Annotated in this window: 14 protein-coding genes; 8 read left to right on the forward strand and 6 right to left on the reverse strand. The window is 69.1% G+C overall.

Going from position 1 to position 19,912, the window contains the following annotated elements:
* Nucleotides 1-275: 275 nt before the first annotated feature.
* Both Aco04nite_RS19235 and Aco04nite_RS19240 read left to right on the forward strand, forming a co-directional pair.
* Entirely contained in the window at nt 276-1,514 is a 1,239-nt protein-coding gene (locus tag Aco04nite_RS19235; RefSeq protein WP_212998622.1) for a glycosyltransferase 87 family protein, read from the forward strand.
* Between the two features lie 80 nt (nt 1,515-1,594).
* Nucleotides 1,595-2,020: a TFIIB-type zinc ribbon-containing protein gene (locus Aco04nite_RS19240; protein WP_212998623.1), complete on the forward strand. Its 426-nt coding sequence runs from the start codon at nt 1,595-1,597 to the stop codon at nt 2,018-2,020.
* 116 nt (nt 2,021-2,136) lie between these two features.
* On the opposite strand, the gene Aco04nite_RS19245 is transcribed toward Aco04nite_RS19240, so the two are convergent.
* Nucleotides 2,137-3,369: an SUKH-3 domain-containing protein gene (locus Aco04nite_RS19245; protein ID WP_212998624.1), complete on the reverse strand. Its 1,233-nt coding sequence runs from the start codon at nt 3,367-3,369 to the stop codon at nt 2,137-2,139.
* A gap of 113 nt (nt 3,370-3,482) precedes the next feature.
* Here Aco04nite_RS19245 and Aco04nite_RS19250 point away from each other — a divergent pair, with 113 nt between their 5' ends.
* From Aco04nite_RS19250 to Aco04nite_RS19265, 4 genes are read left to right on the forward strand one after another with little or no spacing between them, the layout of a single operon-like run.
* Nucleotides 3,483-3,995, forward strand: coding sequence for a YbaB/EbfC family nucleoid-associated protein (locus Aco04nite_RS19250; protein ID WP_212998625.1), 513 nt, complete (start codon nt 3,483-3,485; stop codon nt 3,993-3,995).
* Nucleotides 3,988-4,317, forward strand: a complete 330-nt coding sequence (locus Aco04nite_RS19255; RefSeq protein WP_212998626.1) for a hypothetical protein — start codon at nt 3,988-3,990, stop codon at nt 4,315-4,317. Before Aco04nite_RS19250 ends, Aco04nite_RS19255 begins: the two co-directional genes overlap by 8 nt.
* A complete protein-coding gene (locus Aco04nite_RS19260; protein ID WP_212998627.1) occupies nt 4,314-8,390 on the forward strand; it encodes a toxin glutamine deamidase domain-containing protein in 4,077 nt (1,358 codons plus the stop codon). Before Aco04nite_RS19255 ends, Aco04nite_RS19260 begins: the two co-directional genes overlap by 4 nt.
* Nucleotides 8,374-8,631 carry a hypothetical protein gene (locus Aco04nite_RS19265; protein WP_212998628.1) on the forward strand — a complete coding sequence of 86 codons (258 nt, stop codon included), beginning with the start codon at nt 8,374-8,376 and terminating at the stop codon, nt 8,629-8,631. Before Aco04nite_RS19260 ends, Aco04nite_RS19265 begins: the two co-directional genes overlap by 17 nt.
* Here the strand turns inward: Aco04nite_RS19265 and dnaB are convergent.
* Complete coding sequence (gene dnaB, locus Aco04nite_RS19270; protein WP_203837317.1) at nt 8,628-10,043, reverse strand: replicative DNA helicase; 1,416 nt, start codon at nt 10,041-10,043, stop codon at nt 8,628-8,630. The two genes, Aco04nite_RS19265 and dnaB, sit on opposite strands and share 4 nt — an antisense overlap.
* Nucleotides 10,044-10,676: 633 nt before the next feature.
* Here dnaB and Aco04nite_RS19275 point away from each other — a divergent pair.
* Nucleotides 10,677-15,176, forward strand: coding sequence for a hypothetical protein (locus Aco04nite_RS19275; protein ID WP_212998629.1), 4,500 nt, complete (start codon nt 10,677-10,679; stop codon nt 15,174-15,176).
* A gap of 177 nt (nt 15,177-15,353) precedes the next feature.
* Here Aco04nite_RS19275 and rplI read toward each other — a convergent pair whose 3' ends face one another.
* The 4 genes from rplI to rpsF form a co-directional block, all read right to left on the reverse strand.
* Nucleotides 15,354-15,803 (reverse strand): 50S ribosomal protein L9, encoded by a 450-nt coding sequence (gene rplI, locus Aco04nite_RS19280; RefSeq protein ID WP_203837312.1) that lies wholly within the window; start codon nt 15,801-15,803, stop codon nt 15,354-15,356.
* A gap of 14 nt (nt 15,804-15,817) precedes the next feature.
* A complete protein-coding gene (gene rpsR, locus Aco04nite_RS19285) occupies nt 15,818-16,057 on the reverse strand; it encodes a 30S ribosomal protein S18 (RefSeq protein WP_007073789.1) in 240 nt (79 codons plus the stop codon).
* A gap of 39 nt (nt 16,058-16,096) precedes the next feature.
* Nucleotides 16,097-16,663 carry a single-stranded DNA-binding protein gene (locus tag Aco04nite_RS19290; RefSeq protein WP_212998630.1) on the reverse strand — a complete coding sequence of 189 codons (567 nt, stop codon included), beginning with the start codon at nt 16,661-16,663 and terminating at the stop codon, nt 16,097-16,099.
* Nucleotides 16,664-16,731: 68 nt separating this feature from the next.
* Nucleotides 16,732-17,022: a 30S ribosomal protein S6 gene (rpsF, locus tag Aco04nite_RS19295; protein WP_106128737.1), complete on the reverse strand. Its 291-nt coding sequence runs from the start codon at nt 17,020-17,022 to the stop codon at nt 16,732-16,734.
* A gap of 1,148 nt (nt 17,023-18,170) precedes the next feature.
* Between rpsF and Aco04nite_RS19300 the strand changes: the two genes are divergently transcribed.
* Nucleotides 18,171-18,947 (forward strand): deoxyribonuclease IV, encoded by a 777-nt coding sequence (locus Aco04nite_RS19300; RefSeq protein ID WP_212998631.1) that lies wholly within the window; start codon nt 18,171-18,173, stop codon nt 18,945-18,947.
* Nucleotides 18,948-19,912: the final 965 nt, after the last annotated feature.

Below are 19,912 nucleotides of genomic sequence, written 5' to 3' on the forward strand. Positions count from 1 at the left end.
CCCGACCGCCACCCGGCCTGACCCACCCCATCGGGCCTGACCGCCCGCCCCGACCGCCCACCTGACCCGCCCCGTCCTGCCCGATCGCCCGTCCTGCCTGACCGCCCACCTGGCCTGACCCACCCCGTCCGGCCTGACCGCCCGCCCGGCTTGATCATCACCCGGCCTTTCCACCCGCCCGGCCCCACGGCGAAGCCGATCCACACTTAGGTTGTGTGCAATTAAATTGTGCACAACTTAATTGCACACAACCTAAGTGGGTCGTCAGCCAGCGAATGATCGGCTCTGCCAGACTGGCCAGCGTGAGGTTGCCGGAGCGGATTGATCAAGCAGCCGGTGGACTCGCCGCAGACGCTGCCCTCTACGGGCTCTCCGCCGTATTCGCGCTGGTAACGGCGCTCACCTCGACATTGCTGCCGCACCGAGCCTGGGGAACGATCGCTGCCTGGGGCTACCTCGCGGCCTTCCTGATCACCAGCACCCAGCTGATCCTCCGCCGACCGGCCGCGCGGACAGGCCTGACCTGGCTAGCCTGGGCCGCGACGGCACTCCTTCCCCTAGTGGTGGAGGCGGTGCAGCGCGCAACCGGCCGCACCGATCGCGCCCAGGAGGAAGTGCTGGTCGTCGAGCACATGGGCGAACGCCTGGCGCACACCGGCACGCCGTACCTCTCCCGCGACGCCATCTCCGCGCTGCCGTCAGGCGATCAGTTGCTGGGCTACGCGCCGTACCAGCCAGGAATGGCCGTTTTCGGTCTGCCTCGCGCTGCCCTCGGCGACTTCTGGTTCACCGACGCCCGGATCTGGTTTGCCCTGGTCACCGCGGGTGCGCTGGTCACGGCGGTGCGGCTGCTGACCACCTCGACCGTACGCGCATTGCAGTTCGCCACCGTGCTCCCGCTCTGCGCCCTGACGCTCGCGACCGGCGGCGACGACCTCCCCGTGCTCGCCCTGTCGCTGCTCGCGCTGGCATTCGCGGGCCGGGGCCGGTTCGTCGCGGCGGGCGTGGCGGTGGGGGCGGCGGCCTCGCTGAAGTTGTTCGCGTTTCCGGTGCTCGCCGTGCTCCTGGTTCTGGCGATCACGCGCAAGGACGTCCGCCGCTTCCTGCCGGGGGCCCTGGGCCTGCCGATCTTGACGCTGCTACCAGCCTTGCTCGTCCACGCGGACGCGTTCGTCGAGAACGTCCTGCGTTTCCCGCTCGGTCACGGGGTGGTGACGAGCCCCGCGCAGTCACCCTTCCCGGGCTATCTCATCGCGCAGGCACTGCCCGGCGGTCGTTATGTCGCGATCGGACTGTTGTTCGCGGCAGGTCTGGCGATCGCGGTGCGACTCATCCAGCATCCGCCACACACGGCCGCGACAGCCGCCCTCTTCTGCGGGTACGGGCTCCTCGCCGCAACTTTGCTCATGCCGACCACCAGATTCGGCTACCTGCTGTACCCGCTCGCGTTCCTCGTCTGGGCCCCCGCACTCGGCCGGCGGGAGTGGCAACCAGCTCGACTGTCCACCGGATAGCTGGCGCATACAGGCTGACATTCAGCAGACCCACAGGGACAACGCCACCACGCAGTGACACGGCCTTGTACCGTTTAAAGATGCAGATGACCTGTCCCAAGTGTCATGGCGAGATGCGGGTCTACGAGCGCAGCGGCGTGACTATCGACCAGTGCACGGAGTGCCGCGGCATCTTCCTCGACCGCGGCGAGCTGGAGAAACTCTTCGACGCCGAGGCCAACTGGAACAGCCGCCAACCGCAGGCCGGTGCCCCACCGCGCCCGGCCCAGGCTCCGGGAGCCCCGGGGGGTTACCCGCCTCCGGCCCCGCCCGCCCCGCCGGTCCACGGTGGTTACGCGGCCCCGGCCCCCGCCTACGGCCAGCCCGCTTATCCGGCTGCCCCGGCCCCGGCCTACGGTCACGGTCCGCAGTACGCACAGCACGGATACCACGGCCACTACCGGCAGCAGGGGCATCACGGCCACTACCGCCGCAAGAAGAGCTTCCTCGGCGAGCTCTTCGACTGAGCCTCACCGACGCCGAATCGGGAGCGCGGCAACCCGCCGCGCCCCCGCTTGATGGCGGGCACCCCCCGAGTGTGACTCGCCGCCCTTGAGTGGTGCGCGTGAGTGGCGCGCGCCGCCTACCAGCTGCCGTCGTCGCGGACCCGTTCGGCCGGGCCGTCGCCGGTCAGCAGGCCGGTCAGCGCCTCGTCGAGATCCTTGCCGAGATACCACTCGCCGCCCTGATCCAGCGCGAAGACCCGCCCGTGCTCGTCGATCGCGAGGATCGCGTCGCCTTTGGCCTCCACGCCGAGCGGAAACAGCCGAGTCCCGATCACGGTGCCAAATTCTCCGAGCACATCCGCCGTGTACGCCGCGGCCGACGGCTCGAGGTTCAGCCACCTGATCTGCCGACGAATCCCAGGACCGCGGAGCCCGCAGAAGATCCCCGGAAAGTCCATCACCGCGGCCCGGGCGGCGGGAAACACCCGATGCCGATGCCGGTTCCCCGGCACCAGCACCACATCGTCGATCATGCCGTCGGCCAGGACCTCGGCGACGGTTCGCTGCATCGGTCGCCAGCCCGCGTCGGCCAGCGCCCCGGCGACCGGGTCGGGGAAGCGGCCGGGCTGGGCGACGTTCTCCGAGTACGGGCGGAACGGTTCGATGAACGCCAGGTGGGACCAGGGGAGCAGCGCGAAGTCGACGAGGATCGCGATGCAGGATTCGCACGGACGGGCTTCGGTTCCGGCGAGCGGGTCACCTTTTTCGCGTACGAAATATGCTTCGAAGTCCGCCGTGCGCAACCAGGCACGGACCTCGTCGCGGGTCATCGGGGTTTCGCGGTGCCGGTCAGCCTCGTGCAGCACATCGGAGAGCACGATCAACTCGGCGTGGCGCTCGAGGCCGCGTACCGTCGAAGCGGGTTCCAGGTCTCGCAGCTGCCGCGCGACCAGCGGATGGTGGTTGATCTCCTGGTCACCCTTGGCGCCGCGGGCCAGATAGAGCCGTCCGTCCACAGTGATGTGCGCGGCCGTCGTCGGCACCGGCCTGCGACGCGCGTTGCGCCGCAATTCCACTTCTGGAGCCACCGTACGCCGCTGAGCTGCGACTTCCGGCCACCGCTCGCGATACAGCTCGGCAACCACGCTGGGCGGCACCCCGGGAAACGTTGACAGCGCACCGGTTTCGCGATCGATGACCGTGCGGGCACCGTCCCCCGGGATCGGCAGCACCGCGGGCGGCTGGCGCGTCCACACCACGAACCCCAGGTCGAACTCGGTGACCATCGGCGTGCACTCGTACCCCCGGCGCTCGGTTTCGCTGCGCGCCCAGCCGGCGGCGATCTCCTCGGCCTCGTCCCGTGTGATCATTCCGCCCCCTCGATGTGCCAAAAATGTGCACGCGCTGAAGTTACCTGAACACATACGGTTGCGTCGCCCGTTACTGTCATTGACGTCGATGGACGTTCGTGAGGGGGGCGACCGTGGCGGAGACAGCAGATCGTGACGCTAACCAGGCATTGCGTGCACGCTTCAACGAGGTACACGGCCAGTACCAGCGGCTTAGGTCCGGAATGGACGAATTGCAGCGCAACCTGAGTGCGCTGCGGGCCACCGTCCGCTCCGACGACGGCTTCGTCGAGGCCACCGTCGGGCCGCGCGGCCAGCTCATAGACCTGAAACTCGACCCGGGCGTCTATCGCGAGCTGGAACCCGACGAGCTCGCCGACGAGATCATCGCGGTCACCGCAGCGGCCGCCACCAAGGCCGCGATCGAGGTCCAACGCCTGATGGCGGGTCTGATCCCCTCCGAATCCGGCCCGATGCGCTTCCTCAGCGACAACGACTTCGGCTCGCTGCTGCGCCGGCAGGACGCGATCATGCGGGATGCCCCCGGACCCGCCTCGGCTCCCGCTTCCGGGCCCGATTTCGGTCCCGCTCCCGGCCCCGTTCCCGGCCCCGCTTCCGGCCCTGTCTTCGGACTCGGCGATGAGTGAGCTCTGGCTCGACCCCACCCTCGCCGGTGGCGCCGGGCGTGACCTCGCATCAGCCGGTGAACACCTCCGCGAACTGCGGTCGGACGCCGGGGCAGAACTAGCGGCAATGAGCGGCGCCCAGCCCTGGGGCACCGACGACATGGGCCGCGCCTTCGAACGCAACTACCGCCCCGCCGAAGAACAATTCCTGCAGGCCTGGACCGCTTTGGGCAGCCACGTGGCCGGGCTCGGCGACGCGGTCATCCAGGCGGTTCGAGAGGCCACAGAAGCAGATCTTCACGCATCAGTACGCGTAGAGCACACGTACCGGAACCGGCGATGACGATCCTGCCCAGCCCCATCCCCAATCCGCTCGACTTCTGCCCGTTCGACGTCCCGGGCTGGGCCTACGAGGCGCTGGAATGGGTCGTCGGCTTCGACTGGCCGGCCGGCAACGAAAGCTCCACCTGGGACGTCGCCGACCACTGGTACACCATCGCCGGCCAGATGCTGGTCCCCCGCGACGACGCCTCCGACGCGGCCGGCCGGGTCCTCAACGGATACGGCGGTGAAGGAGTCACCGCCGACGCCTTCGCCGACGCCTGGAAACAGGCCGACTCGCCCCTCGCCGCCCTCCTCGACATGGCCGACGAAATGGCAAAACTGGTCGAAGGCTGCGGCCGCGACCTCGAAGGCGCCAAACTCGAGGCCTGGATCGAAATCGGCATGTTCCTGATCGAACTGATCGGCATGGCCGTCGCGGTCGCCATGACCCTCGGCGCCGCCTCACCCGCAGCGGGCGGCTTGATCGCCGCCACCAGGATCGCCATCGAGCAGATCTTCAAACGACTCGTCGAACAACTCGGCCGCAAAGCCATCAAGCAGACCGTCAAGGAAGCGGGCACCCGAGCGGCCAAACAGCTCACCACCCGAGAAGGCCGCAAACACCTCGGCAAGGAAGCCCTCCACGAAGGCCTCGACGAAACCCGCGAGGAACTAGCCACGAACGGCGCCGTCCAGGGCTACCAGAATTCCACCGGCCGAGCATCCGGAGTGAACCTCACCGACCTGGGAATGTCCGCCGCGGGCGGCTTCGGAGGCGGCTTCGCCGCAGCCGGCGCACACGCCGGAAAAGGCTCCCACGACGGCGGAGTACTCCGCGGAGCCGGCGCAGAGGTCCTCGGCGAATTCGGCGGCGCAGCCATAACCGGCAACCTCCCGAACCTGGAAGGACTAGCCAAATCAGCCACCTCCGGCGCCACCACTTCCTCCTTCCAATCCAGCACCTCCACCGCCACAGACTCCCTCCTATCCAAAATGTCAGCCCTGTCCCCACCCCCCGACTCGAACACCCTCCCCCCTGGCCTCGAACCCACCCCGCCAACACCCAGCCCAGCCTCCCCACCCCCCATCGACCTCTCCAGCCTCGCCCCCTCAGACCTGAGCGCACCCCAACCCGGGGTCAGCACTGTCCCCACGGGACTGGATACCGCTCACTCAGATCTGGGCGGCGCCCGTCAGTACCTGGATTCCTCTCAACCAGATCCAGCCTCTGCTCGTCCTGACCTGGGACTGAACCCTGCTTCCGCTCCTTCAGGCTCGGATATCGCGCACACCAGCGCGCTGACGATCCCAACCAACCTGGACTCGACCGCCACCCCTCTAAGCGCCGAACCCTCCCCCCTACCGACAGATCTCGGCTTGGCCAGCAGCTCCACCGACTTGACCAGCAGCCCAACCGGCATGGCTGGCAACTCCACAGACCTGGCCAGCAGCCCAACCGGCTTGGCCGGCGACTCCACAGACCTGAGCAGCAGCCCTACTGGCTTGGCCGGTGACTCCACCGAGTTGGCTGGCGTCCCAAGCGGCCTGGCCGGCGGCCCTACGGGCTTCATCAGTGGCTCCACCGGCTTGGCGGCGGCTTCTCTTTCGGCGCCTTCGCTCTCGGCTGCCGGCTTCGACTCAGGAACCTTTGCCGGGCAGGCGAGCAACGCCTATGCGCCGCCGCCGCTCTCGGACCCTTTGTCGCCATCGCCCGCTCCGAGCCCCTACGGACAGGCGTCTACGCCTCTCGCTCCCGGGTTCGTCCCCCATTCGCCAGGTGCCGGGCGTCAACACGGCGGAAGCCCGTGGTCGGGTCCGTTGATGGGCGGGGATCGCGCTGCGGGCGTACCGTCGAGATCTGGGTCTGGGCCGGCGGCGGCACCTCCTGGAGCGACCTCCGAAGTGGACCGTTATTTCCGATTCGCACGGGAACAGCGGGCGGCCTACGGGCAAATGCGACGCCAGGACACCGCCGAACGGCTTGAGGAGAAGGCCAAGAATGCCCGCCGGCAGGCCCGGAACGCGCGCCGTTCCGCCCGGGTGGCGAGATTCCTGAAGTTCGATCCAGGCCTGGCCCAGTTCTTTGACACGAACGCCACCACCGCCCATTTTGCCGCCGACCGGGCCGAAACCGAGGCCCGAGTGGTACGCGACCCCGCATTCGACATAGCCACCGGCGATCTGTCAACGGTGGGTCCGCAGGATTGGCACCGCACCAACCGCGACACCGGCAACCTCGCACCCGGCGCGGTCTCGCTCGGAAACCGCTCGATGTTGACCGGCGACGGCCACCCGCCCGCAATTGAAGGCTCCCGCAGATACGGCGAGTTCGGCGGTCTCCGAGTCCCGCTCGCCCAGCACCAACTAGACGTCGAGAACGCCGTTCCCAGAGACTTCTACGGCAACCCGATGCGCCTGGTCGATCCGCGCTCGCCGTACTTCCAACTCATGAACGACGGCGGCCCCGCAGCCGACCCGACCCGCGGAATCAACTGCCAAGACTGCGTCCTCTCCTTCTTCGACACCTACATCCACGGCCGCCCCCGCGTCTCAGCCCCCCGCACATTCGACGCCTACCGCGACGGCGACCCCCAACGCCCCCTCTACGGCGAAACAACCGGCCCCGAACGCGTAGAACAAGCAACAGGCGGCCGCCTCCAATCCCTGTGCAAACCGAACCCCGCAGACACCCCCACCCTCGCCCGCCAACGCGTAGCCCGAGCCCTCACCGACGTATCGTCCCAGCTCATCGCGGGCGGCCACGGCTCCTTCGCCTTCCTCGTCAACGCCTGGGAAGGCGGCTCCGCCCACGCCTGGGCAGCCATCAACCACAACGGCGAAATCCTCTACGTCGACCCCCAATCAGGCCGCATAGCCCCACCCGGAATGGCCCTCTACGGCCACCGCGGCGAACCCCACCCCGACAACCTCATCGCCCTCGACGCCCTCGTCGTCAACAGCCAAGGCACCCCCCTACCCTTCAAAAACCGGGAAGACGGCTGGTGGCACCCCCGAACCCGAACCCAAACCCACCCAGGCCCACCACCCCCGCCGCCCCCAGCACCACCACCGGCTTCGGCCTCGGCACCGCCGCCCGAACCGGGCTTACCTCAAAGCGATGATCAAAACCTGGATTCCTTGTCCGTTGCCGGCGTAACGGCGGCCGATTTTGATCCCGCTGAGGTCGAAGGGCAATACGTCGACGCGCTCGATGGGGAGGACAAGGTCGCCATAGTCGCTTCGGTAGATCTTTCTCAAGTGGTCGCCGCTCGGCTCGCCGGGGAGCTGCAGACAATTCTGGATTCCGTCAGCTCCGTGCGATCCGATGCCGGGCCGCTCGAACTTGTCGGGCTGGAGCACTCGGTTAAGACTGTGGAGTCGATCAGCCGAACGTTTGCCGAGCTCAAAGAGACCGAGGGCCTAGACGTTCACGGTTTTCTGGGAACGGTGAAGGACCGGGTTCGGTTTTCGGTGCAGACACCCGAAAATGGATACTCGAGATCGATTCTGTCCATCTTCGAGGCTCTTCGGCAGCGCGGGTTCCACGTCGGCAAGGTAGTGGGATTCTGGACCCCCGGCGGACGCCACAACGGGTTGAACGCCACAGTCACCGACCCGGGCGGGTTCCGGTTCGAGATGCAGTTCCCTACCGCGCTGTCATGGCGTGCAGCGAAGCAGACCCATCGGCTGTACGAGATCCTCCGACTGCATCAGGCACCGTTCGCGGTGCGCGTCGATGCTTTCGTGCAGATGCTCGCGATCAACAAGAGTCTCGCGCTTTCCCAGCATCAGCCGGCTGATCTGCACGATCTACCTGTTTCGAAGCAGGTCGACTCGACGTTCGCAACGTGGATCGCCGAGGAGGATGCGGCTTGGAACGAATACTTGCGCATGCTGTCGGTCAAGGGCGCTACCTTCCAGAACATCCTCGACAGGTACGGCCTGATTCCGGGGGAAGTCTTTGGCCCACACAGATCGGAACGCTCAGATGACCGAGCCGGCATTCAGCTACCGCACGATCCTGAAGTCGGACGACTCGGGTCTGATAACGAGCATCGTGGTCCACCGCATACAGGTGACCGGCCCACTTGAGGCGATCCTGTGGAGCGTCCCACGGAAGGCGTGGATCTACGCCCCGGCCCTGGCCGTCCGGTTCCTCTTCGACGACCAGTACCGGGAGAGAACGCAGTCGCTCGACCGCATAGCAGCCGAACGAATCGCCCACGACGTGTTGGCGACGGAGCTACCCAGCGAGGAGACCCTCCGAGCGATGTGCGAGGAAGGTAAACGGATGGGCTGGGACTATGGGCCGCCTCGTGGGGGAGGGGGTTAGACGATGGCCATGTCCACGAAGCGGGAGAGGTGGAGTTGGGCGGCCACGGTGACTGTGTCGGTGGGGCCGTTTCGGTGTTTGGCGACGATGAAGTCTGCTTCGCCGGCTCGAGGGGATTCTTTGTCGTAGTAGTCGTCTCGGTGGAGGAGGAGGACTACGTCGGCGTCCTGTTCGATGGAGCCGGATTCTCGCAGGTCGGAGAGTTGGGGGCGTTTGTCGGTTCGCTGTTCCGGGCCTCGGTTCAGCTGGCTGACGGCGATGACCGGGCATTCGATCTCTTTGGCGAGGAGCTTGAGGCCTCGGGAGAGTTCGGAGACTTCCTGCTGGCGGCTTTCCGTTTTCTTCGGGGAGCTCATCAGCTGGAGGTAGTCGATCACCAGGAGTTTGAGGTTGTGGCGCTGCTTGAGGCGGCGGGCCTTGGCTCGGATCTCCATGAGGTTCATGTTCGGGGTGTCGTCGACGAAGATCGGGGCTTCGCTGATCTCGCCCATGCGGCGGGCGAGTTTGGTCCAGTCGTCGTCGGAGAGCTGGCCTGAGCGCAGGGAGTGCAGCGGGACGCGGGCCTCCGCGGAGAGGAGGCGCATCACCATCTCGATTTTGCTCATTTCGAGGGAGAAGATGGCGGCGGCGCAATTGCTGCGGATGGCGGCGTTGCGGGCGAAGTCCATGCTGACGGTTGACTTGCCGAGGCCGGGGCGGCCGGCGACGATGATCAGCTGGCCAGCGTGCAGGCCGTTGAGCAGGCGGTCAAGGTCGGCAAATCCGGTGGGTACGCCGGCCATGCCACCGCCCGCCGCACCGATCGCCTCGATCTCGTCGAGGGTGGGTTGCAGCATGTCGCCGAGGGCGGCGAAGTCCTCGTTGACGCGCTTCTCGGTCACGTCGTAGATGGCCTGCTGAGCCAGGTCGACGATGTCGTCGACGTCGCGGCCCTCGTGACCGCCGGAGCCGTAGCCCAGCTGCACGATCCTGGTGCCGGCCTCGACCACGCGGCGCAGGATCGCGCGGTCCGCGACGATGCGGGCGTAATACGAGGCGTTGGCCGCTGTCGGGACGCTCTCCATCAGGGTGTGCAGGTACGGCACCCCGCCGATGCGCTGCAGGTCGCCGGAGTCGGCCAGCGCGGCCGCCACGGTGACGCCGTCGGCGGGTTCGCCGCGACCGTACAGTCCGAGAATGATGTCGAAGATCGTCGCGTGCACCGGCCGGTAGAAGTCCGCGACCTTGAGCATCTCGACGACGTCGGCGATGGCGTCCTTGGAGAGCAGCATGCCGCCCAGGACGCTCTGCTCGGCGGCGATGTCCTGTGGCGGGGTCTTGTCGAACGCGCCTTCGCTGGACGGCGGGGGGCCGGACGGGCGCCCCGAGGACTGCGGACGGGCCTCCGGTCGTGCGTCATCGGTGATGGACACTCCGACCTCCCCTTCCTGTGAACGCCGGGCCGGATGAACATCCCGTCCGGGTGGGACCTGGCGCGAACGCCAGTGACCCGAGTAGATCAAACACCTCTGGTACGACACTTTCGGGTGAGGGCGCGCCCGACCGAGTGATCCAGGACACGAATTGCCGCCTTCCCGGCGGATCAGGCACATGGGCCGGTTTGACCCGTGCGGACCGGCCGGTGGGCGCGATCCAGCGCCGGTAACCATACGAACCCGCACGTCATCGACCCAAACGCTGCGGTGGACGGCGCTCGGGACAACCTGTGGACAACGTCGCTGTGCCTGTGCGCGGCCCTGTGCACAGCCTGTGTAAAACTCCGTCGGCCGTGGTGGTCTGCACCGCCGTGAGCTGCATATTCGTCGTCCCCAGCATGTGGAGAAAACAAAAAGGTGCTGCCGGTAACGAAGCGATCGCGCCAGGGCGTTGCAGAACCGGGCAACGCACGTCACGCTTTTCAGGTGGACCAACGGGAGTGGGACTACGGCGCCCGCCTGCCGCGCGAGAGGAGCGCCGCTGACTCTTGGCCACCCTCGGACCGCCCGGAAAGTCCTGATTCGTCCAAGAATGTCGAGCCTGGGGCGCCGATCTGGGGCAGCGGCTCGGTGACCGACACGGGCAGCATGCAGCCGATCCCCGAGGCGGTCGCCTGGTCGCTTCGCGCGGAGGCGTGGGCTCAGAACGAGGACCAGGCCGTCGAGCGCTCCGGTTCCGGCACGGTCAGCCGCTGGTCGGACGTCGCGGCAACGGGCCGTCCACCGGTTCCGGCAGACGGCGTCGGCTGGCGGACGTCCACCGCTGAGTGGCGCGCGACCACCGAGTCAGCCCGGTGGCGCCAGACGACCGAGTGGCGATCGTCCACCGGTTCGCACGGCTGGCGTACCACCACTGAGGCCTGGCAGAGCGGCGCAGAGGACGAAGCGGTCCCGCCCCCGAGCGTGACCCCTGGCGAGCCGTCCACGCGCCTACCGGCCATCTCAGGCACCGCGTGGCCCACCCCTGACTCCGCGGCCGAGCAGAACATCCCGAGCTGGCAACAGGCCGCTGACACACCGAGCTGGCGACAGGCTGCCGCAGACAGCACACCCAGCTGGCAGCAGCGACCGGTCGACCCGACGCCCAGCTGGCAGTCACCGCCGAGCCCCACCTCGAGCTGGCCGCAGGCCGCCGAGCCGGCCCCGAGCTGGCAGCAGCCCAACGACCGTCTGCCGGGCCAGGTCGGGGACACCACGCCCAGCTGGCAGCAGCGGCCGGTCGACCCCACCCCCAGCTGGCAGTCACCTCCCAGCCCCACCTCGAGCTGGCCGCAGCCTGCCGCCGACCCGACCCCGAGCTGGCAACAGCAGCGACCCGCGGACGCTCCGCCGAGCTGGCAGCGACCCGCGGACGCCGCACCCAGCTGGCAGCAGGGTGCCGCCGACAGCGTGCCCAGCTGGCAGCAGCGGCCCGTCGACCCGACGCCCAGCTGGCAGCAACCGCCGTCGGACCCCACACCGAGCTGGCAGCAGTCGGCCCCGCCGCGCCCCGCCGACGCCGCACCGAGCTGGCAGCGACCCGACGACCGGCCGTCGTGGCAGCAGTATTCGACCCCGCCCGCGGCTCCGTCGTCCTCGATGCCGTCCATGCCTTCCTCGTCGATGCCGTCGGCCGCATCGCCGTCGTCGTCCATGCCGTCGTGGGAGACCCGCTCGGACCGGCCGTCGTGGGACACCCGCTCGAGCTGGCAGCCGACCTCCGAGCCGCCCCGGTCAAGCTGGTCCGAGGACGGCCGGCACCTCGTCCGGGAGGACGACCGCGCTCAGTGGCGTCGCGAATCGGCCGCCGGGTCACCCCAGGTGGGTCGCCGCCGGGCCCCGGAACCCGGATCCCGGACAGGCGGGGGTACGGGCTGGACCACGCGCTCCGACGCCGACAACTGGGCCGGCCACACCGACACGGGCAGCATCCCCGCGTTCCAGGACCCGATGTCCGACACGGGCAGCTGGCGCCGCGACGCCACCCAGCCGCCCTCCCCCCTGCCGCCCTCCAGCGACAACTGGCGAACGAGTACGACCACCGACAGCTGGCGCAGCGGGGACGAATCCCGCGGCGCTCCCCGGCGTACTGACAACTGGCAGTCATCGGAACCGCCCAGCGGCAGCTGGCGCAGCGGCGACCAGGCACGCGGTCCCGAGCCACGCGACGGCTGGAACGACAGCGGCTCGTGGCGGCGCGACTCCGAACCCGCACCCGCAGTCGACCCCTGGGCACACAGCGCCACCGAGACCGGAATCATCCCGCTTCCGCAGGACGGCAGGCCCGGCAACTGGCAGAGCCGCACGGACACCGGCTCCTGGCAGCGCGAGACCGGCCCGGACAGCGGGCGGGGCGAGACCGGCCGGCGCAGCAGGTCCGACCGGCCGTACGAGATCGAATCGGGCTCGCCCTCGGGTTCGTGGCAGCGCCGCGAGATCGAATCCGCGTCTCCCTCCGCATCCGGCTCCTGGCAACGCGACGAGCCACCCGCCCCCGGCGGCCCCCGGCCTCGCGACACCGGCTCATGGCAGCAGGACGAACGATCCAACACCGGCTCATGGCAGCGTGACGAGCGGCCTGAGCCCAGCTCCTGGCAACGCGACGAACGGTCCGACACCGGTTCATGGCAACGCGACGGACGACCCGAGCCCGGCGACACCGGCTCCTGGCAGCGTGAGGGCCGGCCTGCGCCCGGGGACACCGGATCGATACGGCGTGACGGGCGGCCCGCACCTGGGGACACCGGATCGTGGCAACGCGAAGGACGGCCTGCGCCCGGCGACACCGGATCGATACGGCGTGACGGGCGACCCGCGCCCGGGGACACCGGTTCCTGGCAGCGAGACGGACGGCCGCGACCGACGGACAGCGGACGGCCTGATCAAGTACCGGCTCCCGGGGACACCGGATCGTTGCGGCGTGACGGGCGGCCAGCGCCCGGGGACACCGGCTCCTGGCAGCGAGACGGACGGCCCGACCAGGCGCCAGGTCCCGGGGACACCGGATCGTGGCAGCGCGACGGCGAGGGGCGGCAGGGGCGTACCCCCGATCGCCGACCCGCGCGCCCGCGTGGTCCGGAAAGCCAGCGCGAGCCCCGTCGTGGTCTGGACGCGCAGCGCGGCGTCGGGATGCCGGGCCGCAAGGACAGCCAGCGGGAGTACGCCCGCAGGCGCGAGCCGGACACCAGTTGGCAGCGGGAGCTCGAAACCGCGTCCTGGGATCGCGATCCCGAGACCGAGGTATGGCTCCGCGACAGCGACACCGGTCAGTGGCACCGGGCCGACTCCGACGACGACGAGGACGACGAGGACGACCGAGGCGACGGACCCCGCCCACGGCGACGCCGCCGTGCCCCTGACAGCCCGCCCGGTGGCCCGCCGGCGAGCGAAGGCGCGGAGGGTGAAGGACCGGAAGGCGGCCGGCGTACGGGTGGGCGGCGCCGAGCTGCCGATGCTCCGCTGCAGCTTGGTTCGGCTCCTGAGACACCGATTTCCCAGGATGCCTACCGACGCGACGGCGAAGGGCCCACGCGGCCTCTGCAGGGACGCGCCCGCGAGCTCGAAGTTGGGCCGGGCCGGCAACGCGACGGTGCCCCGGACGACACCGGCCGAGCTTTCAGCGGCCCGGGCACCTCACGCAGTGGCCCCGCCGACGCACCCGTTTCCGCAGTACCCGGCAGCTACGACGACCGGCCGGTCTCGGCAGCGCCCCGAGGATCGACCCGGTCGGTCTCCGCAACGCCCAGCGACTACGACCGGCCCGTGTCAGCAGCGCCCGGGGGGTTCGACCGGTCTGTCTCGGCGGCGCCCGGCGACTATGACCGGCCCGTATCGGCGGCGCCCGGTGGGTTCGACCGGCCTGTGTCGGCGGTGCCTGTGCCCGGTGCGATGGATCGGCCTGGATCGGCCGCGTCCGTGGCACGGCAGCAGGACGAGGAGTCGCCACAGGATCGTGGGGCAGCGCAGGATCGTGGGGCAGCGCAGGACTGGCGTCGCGAGATGGGCGGGGATCAGGCCAAGCCCGGCGTGGGGCGGGCGTCCGTGCAGGCGGATGCCCAGTCCGAGGACTGGCTCAGTCAACTACGTGCCGAGACGGGCGGGCCGCGGCCTTCCGATGCTGTCACTGAGGTTCGGCCCGCTGCGTGGCTGCAGGAGGAGCGCGCGCAGAAAGGCCCGCGGCAGGATGGCGACACCGCCGCGTGGCTGTTGGAAGAACGCGCCCAGAGCGGCCGGGCGCAAAGTGCCCCGGAGCAGGCCGGTCCCGCGTCCTGGCTCGACGAAGAACGCGCGCAGAACGGCCGTACCCCAAGTGGTCCTGAGCTAGGCGAACCCGCGCCCTGGCTGCAGGAAGAGCGCGCGCAGAACGGCCGGGCGCCCGACCCCAGCGGAACGGCCGGCTGGCTGCAAGAGGAGCGAGCTCAGAGCGGTCGTACCCCGGGTGCCGGTGGGCAGCCCGATTGGCGTCGGGAGCTCGCGGCTGACGGTGATCTTGCTGATGGGGAGTCCCGGCGGTTCAGTACCAGTAACTTTGTGCCGTTCCGGGCGCCGTCGCAGGGTGGGGCCGCGGGGTCGGTGAAGGTGCCGGCTGCGAACTCGGCGTCCGCGGGTGCTACCGAGGTTATTCAGCGGACGGGGGCCAGCTGGCAGGATCCGCCGGATACGGAGTGGCCGCCGCGGGGTGCGGTCATGACGTCGCCGACCGGGTCTTATGAGCGACGGCCTGTGAGTACGCTCACGTCGGCTTCGGCCCGGCAGAACGATCTGCTCGAACCGGACGATGAGATCGAGGAGGACACCGGCGGTCCGCTCAAGGCCGTGGGTTACACCGTTGGCTGGTACGGCGTGCCGGTCGTGCTCTTCGTTCTCTACATGCTGTTGCTCAGCGGCCAGCAGACTCACGCGTTGGACACGATCGCGAAGGCCGCGCCGCAGTTCGGGCTGTCGCTCGTGCTGAGCATGCTGGTCGCGGTCGGACTGCGGTGGGCGAGCGGGTCCTGGAAGGCTGCCAGCGTCGGCCTCGCCGCCGCGGTGATGGGCGGCGGGCTCGCTACCGTCCTCACCTCAGCGATCACCGGCCAGTCGCTCAGCTGAAAAGCAGCGGCCCCGCTGCCCCGTGCCGCAGTCTTCGACGGGCCGAGCAGCGTCACGGGCCAGCTGTGGAGATCGGCCAGCCAACAAAGCCGGGCCAGCTCGGAAGCAGGCCGGGGAGCTGCGGGGACAGAAAAGCGCGCCGCCCCGGCTGGGACGGCGCGCTTCGTGGTTCTGGTGTTACTTGGCGGCCACGACGTTCACGGGGAACGAGGCGGTTACCTCGGGGTGGAGCTTGACCTGGACCTTGTAAGCGCCCGTGGTCTTGATGTGGGCCGGGAGCTCGAGGCGACGCCGGTCGAGGGACGGACCGCCGGCGGCCTTGACCGCGTTGACGATCTCGGCCGGGGTGATCGAGCCGAACAGGCGGCCGCCGGTGCCGGAGCGGGCCGGCAGCGTGACCTTCAGGCCCTCGAGCTGGCCCTTGACCTCGTTGGCCTGGCCCAGGTCGCGGATCTCGCGGGCGTCGCGCGCCCGCTTGATGACCGTGACCTGCTTCTCGGCGCCCTTGCTCCACTGGATCGCGAAGCCCTGCGGCAGGAGGTAGTTGCGGCCGTAGCCGTTCTTGACCTCGACGATGTCGCCGGGGGTGCCCAGTCCGGACACCTCGTGAGTGAGGATGATCTTCATCTTGGTGCCTCCCCTCAGCGCGCCGTCGCCGTGTACGGCAAGAGCGCCATTTCACGGGCGTTCTTAACCGCGCGGGCGATCTGCCGCTGCTGCTGCGAGGTAACGCCAGTCACCCGGCGGGCGCGGATCTTGCCGCGGTCCGAGATGAACTTGCGCAGCAGCGCGGTGTCCTTGTAGTCGATGTAGGTGATCCCGTCCTTGTCGAGCGGGTTCACCTTCTTCTTCGGCTTGCGAAGTGCCGCAGCCTTAGCCATTGCTCTTACTCCTGAACTCGGATAAGCCCGGTGAGGGGCTTAGAAGGGAGGCTCGTCGTCGAATGAGGAGCTGCCGCCGCCGCCACTGGGACGGCTGCCGGAGGCCGGGGCCGCCGTAGCCCACGGGTCGTCGAAGGAGGATGCGTTGCCGCCTCCACCGCCGCCGCCACCGTTGCTGGGCTGCCGGTTGCCACCACCGCCGCTGCCGCCGCCGAAGCCGCCTCCGCCGCCGCCACCGGACCTGCTCGCCTTCTGCACCTTCGCCGTGGCGTAGCGCAGGGACGGGCCGATCTCGTCGACCTCGAGCTCGTAGACGGTGCGCTTCTCGCCCTCGCGGGTCTCGTAAGACCGCTGTCGCAGCCGGCCCTGCACGATCACCCGAGCGCCACGCTGCAGCGACTCGGCGACGTGTTCGGCGGCTTCGCGCCAGATGTTGCACGCAAGGAAGAGTGGCTCGCCGTCTTTCCACTCACCCGACTGCCGGTCCAAGGTCCGCGGCGTCGAAGCGATGCGGAATTTGGCGACCGCCGCACCCGAAGGGGTGAAGCGCAGCTCAGGATCGTCGGTCAAGTTACCGACGATCGTGATGGTGGTTTCTCCTGCCATGATCTTCTCCTCGCCGCTGGGCGTCGTTCGTCGAAAAGGTTCTCAGACCCCTACGACAAAAACGAACGTCAGCGGGTCTCCGGCCGGATGACCTTGGTACGCAGGATGGACTCGTTCAGCCGCAGCTGACGGTCCAGCTCCGCCACGGCCTCGGGGGTCGCCTGCAGGTCCACGACGGCGTAGATGCCCTCGGACTTCTTGTTGATCTCGAACGAGAGCCGACGACGGCCCCAGACATCGAGCTTCTCAACCGAGCCGCCCGCGGTCCGGATCACGTTCAGGTACGTGTCGAGCGACGGGGCGACGGTGCGCTCCTCGAGTGAAGGGTCGAGGATCACCATGAGTTCGTAATGACGCAAGACGTTCTCACCTCCTGTGGGCTTGACGGCCACGGTATTTCCGCGGCAGGAGGTCTTGTGTCGCTCGCAGAAAGAAACCGCGGGACAGGTGCCCCACGGCGTACAGACTGCGAACCCGAGAAGCATACCCGGGGGTCGCCGGGCAACCAAAAAGAGCCCCGTCACTGGGACGAGGCTCTTTCCTGGTGGAGCCGCGGGGCGCCCGGCCCGCATTCGCTGGGTGGGACCTGGGGAGGAACGACCACACCGATGAGGTTGGAACGGCCGCCCCGCGGAGCTTCTGCCGACTAGTCTACGCGATCGTTGACCGAGATGCACGTTCCGACACAAATGCCCGAATAGTCCCAGCGCCCACACCGGCCACGCAGATCACCGCCACCAGCGCGAGCAGCCCGATCGGCCTCGACTCCGTGATCGGATCCATCGCCGCGACCGGCTCCGCCGCCGCATCTTCCGGCGCGGTTCCAGCATCGAGCGCCGGTGCGGCCGGCGTTGGGGTCAAAGGCAATTTCAGCGTCGGTACGCCCGCCAGGGCCGCCTTCGCGTTACGCGGCGGGACCTGCGTGAACGGTGGAACGGCAGCTCCGGGCGTACCCGTAGCAGTGTTCTTGATCGGGGAACGGGGACCGCCCGGCGGCAGGACCGGCGCGGCAGTATGGGTGACCACTGAGCCCGGACGCGTGGGCCGGGTGGTATTCGGCGTCGCAGTAGGCGTGCGCGTGGCCACGGGCGGCGTCGTCGGGTCCGTCGGAGCAGGGGTTCCCGGATCGGTCGACCCCGGGGGAACAGTCGGATCTGTCGGATCGGGCCCCGGCTGGACATCCGTCGGGTCAACCGTGGGATCCGGCGTGACCGGCACCGGAAGCGGCTCGTCGGCACTCCCGCACACCACGACCTCGATCGTCGCGCAGGCCCCCGTTCCTGTGGGAGCAGCGCTGGCCGCTCCCGTGGTGACAACCGCCGCGGCCAGCAGAAAACCGCCCAACACCATCGCTGCGACACGGTTTCTGACTTGCCGCGACATGCCACCATCTCCCCGTTATGTGGTCAATTCTCCCGATTAACGACATCTTGAACGAGGGAGTGACGCGTACGCGGACCCGCGGCCACGAACGGTGAGCGTCGTACCCACGTCGTAGGCTCGGTCCATGCGCATCGGAGCCCATGTAGATCCCGCCGATCCCCTCGACGCGGCAGCCGCCCGCGGTGCCGACGCCGTCCAGTTCTTCCTGGCAGACCCACAGGGCTGGAAGGCACCGGCCGCCCGCCCCGACGCGGCAGCCCTGAAGGCGTCCGACGTGGACATCTACATCCACGCGCCCTACGTGATCAACGTCGCCACACTCAACAACCGCATCCGCATCCCGAGCCGCAAACTGCTGCTCACCCATGCCCGCGCGGCAGCCGAGATCGGCGCCCGGGCACTCATCGTCCACGGCGGTCACGTCAACGCCGGCGACGACATCGCGGTCGGTTTCGACAACTGGCGCAAGACCTTCGCGTATGCGGAGAAGGAGGGTGGCCTGCCGCTCCCGGTCCTGATCGAGAACACAGCGGGCGGCGACCACGCGATGGCCCGTCACTTCGACAGCCTTGCGCGGCTCTGGGACGCTGTCGGCGAGTTCGGCGCGGGCTTCTGCCTCGACACCTGTCACGCCCACGCCGGCGGCGAGGAGCTCCTCGACATCGTCGACCGCGTCAAGGCGATCACCGGCCGCATCGACCTCATCCACGCCAACGACTCGAAGGACACCTTCGACTCGGGTCGAGACCGGCACGACAACCTCGGCAATGGCAAGATCGACCCGGAGTTGGTGGTAGCAGCCATCCGAGCCTCCGGAGCCCCGGCAATCGTCGAGACCCCGGGCGGAATCGAGGGCCAGTCCGCCGACATCGCGCTCCTGCGCGAGAAAGCAGGCAACTGACCGGCCGGCGGCACAAGGGAGCGGAATGACCACTGAGCAGCCGCAAGCCGGCGCCCGGCAAGCGCCCACCCCACCCGACCCCGCCACGGACTCCGCCGCGTCTGCTGACCCCGCCGCGTCTGCTGACCCCGCCGCTGTCCCTGCCGCAACTGCCGACCCTGCTGCCGCGTCCGCCGACCCTGCTGCCGCGTCCGCCGACCCTGCTGCCGCGTCCGCCGACCCTGCTGCCGTCTCTACCGCGTCTGCCGACCGGGCCGTCTCTGCCGTCTCTGCCGCGTCTGCCGACCCTGCTACGTCTGCCGTCTCTGCTGCTACGTCTGCCGCCTCTGCTGCGTCTGCCGACCGGGCCGCGTCTGCCGACCGGGCCGCGTCTGCCGACCGGGCCGTTTCTGCTGCCTCTGCCGATGAGCGCGGTCGGAGCGATCTTGAACGGGGCGGCGAGCTCTGGGGTGCTGGGCATGACGGCGGCCAGACCAACAGCGGCCAGACCAACAGCGGCCTGATCAGCAGGGGCACGATCAGCAGCGACACGAACCGGCAGCCGGACGGGACACCCGCGGCGACGGAGTCTGTGGTGGAGTCCGCGGTCGAGTCCTCTGTGGAACATCCGCGGCGTCGATTCTGGGGCAGCTGGCGAAAGCCCCAGCCCGAGCAGCCCGACTCCGCCGAGACCACCCGAATCCTGCGCCCTGCCGTCCCGCCTCCGCCACCCGGCACACGTGCTTCGCGGCCCGCCAGGCAACCCCGCCACGCCAAGGCCACCCGAGCCACAACCTCCGCCCACAGGAGGGCCGGCGACGCCGTCAACACCCAAACCACGCATCCGACCGGTACAGCGCCAGAGACAGATCCCACCGCGGTCATGGCGGCCTACACAAGTACGCCGACAAACGACGGCGCTACCCCCGCCGACAGCGCCCCTCCAGCCGACTCAGCGAGCCTCACGGCCGGAGCGGCCGGAGCGG

This window comes from Winogradskya consettensis (assembly GCF_018332715.1).
Taxonomy (GTDB): Bacteria; Actinomycetota; Actinomycetes; order Mycobacteriales; family Micromonosporaceae; genus Actinoplanes; species Actinoplanes consettensis.

Bases quoted from the DNA above. Each gene is read 5' to 3' on its own strand.
- Aco04nite_RS19235 (WP_212998622.1), top strand. From the start codon at position 276: ATGATCGGCTCTGCCAGACTGGCCAGCGTGAGGTTGCCGGAGCGGATT.
- Aco04nite_RS19240 (WP_212998623.1), top strand. From the start codon at position 1,595: ATGCAGATGACCTGTCCCAAGTGTCATGGCGAGATGCGGGTCTACGAG.
- Aco04nite_RS19245 (WP_212998624.1), bottom strand. From the start codon at position 3,369: ATGATCACACGGGACGAGGCCGAGGAGATCGCCGCCGGCTGGGCGCGC.
- Aco04nite_RS19255 (WP_212998626.1), top strand. From the start codon at position 3,988: ATGAGTGAGCTCTGGCTCGACCCCACCCTCGCCGGTGGCGCCGGGCGT.
- Aco04nite_RS19260 (WP_212998627.1), top strand. From the start codon at position 4,314: ATGACGATCCTGCCCAGCCCCATCCCCAATCCGCTCGACTTCTGCCCG.
- rplI (WP_203837312.1), bottom strand. From the start codon at position 15,803: ATGAAGATCATCCTCACTCACGAGGTGTCCGGACTGGGCACCCCCGGC.
- rpsR (WP_007073789.1), bottom strand. From the start codon at position 16,057: ATGGCTAAGGCTGCGGCACTTCGCAAGCCGAAGAAGAAGGTGAACCCG.
- Aco04nite_RS19290 (WP_212998630.1), bottom strand. From the start codon at position 16,663: ATGGCAGGAGAAACCACCATCACGATCGTCGGTAACTTGACCGACGAT.
- Aco04nite_RS19300 (WP_212998631.1), top strand. From the start codon at position 18,171: ATGCGCATCGGAGCCCATGTAGATCCCGCCGATCCCCTCGACGCGGCA.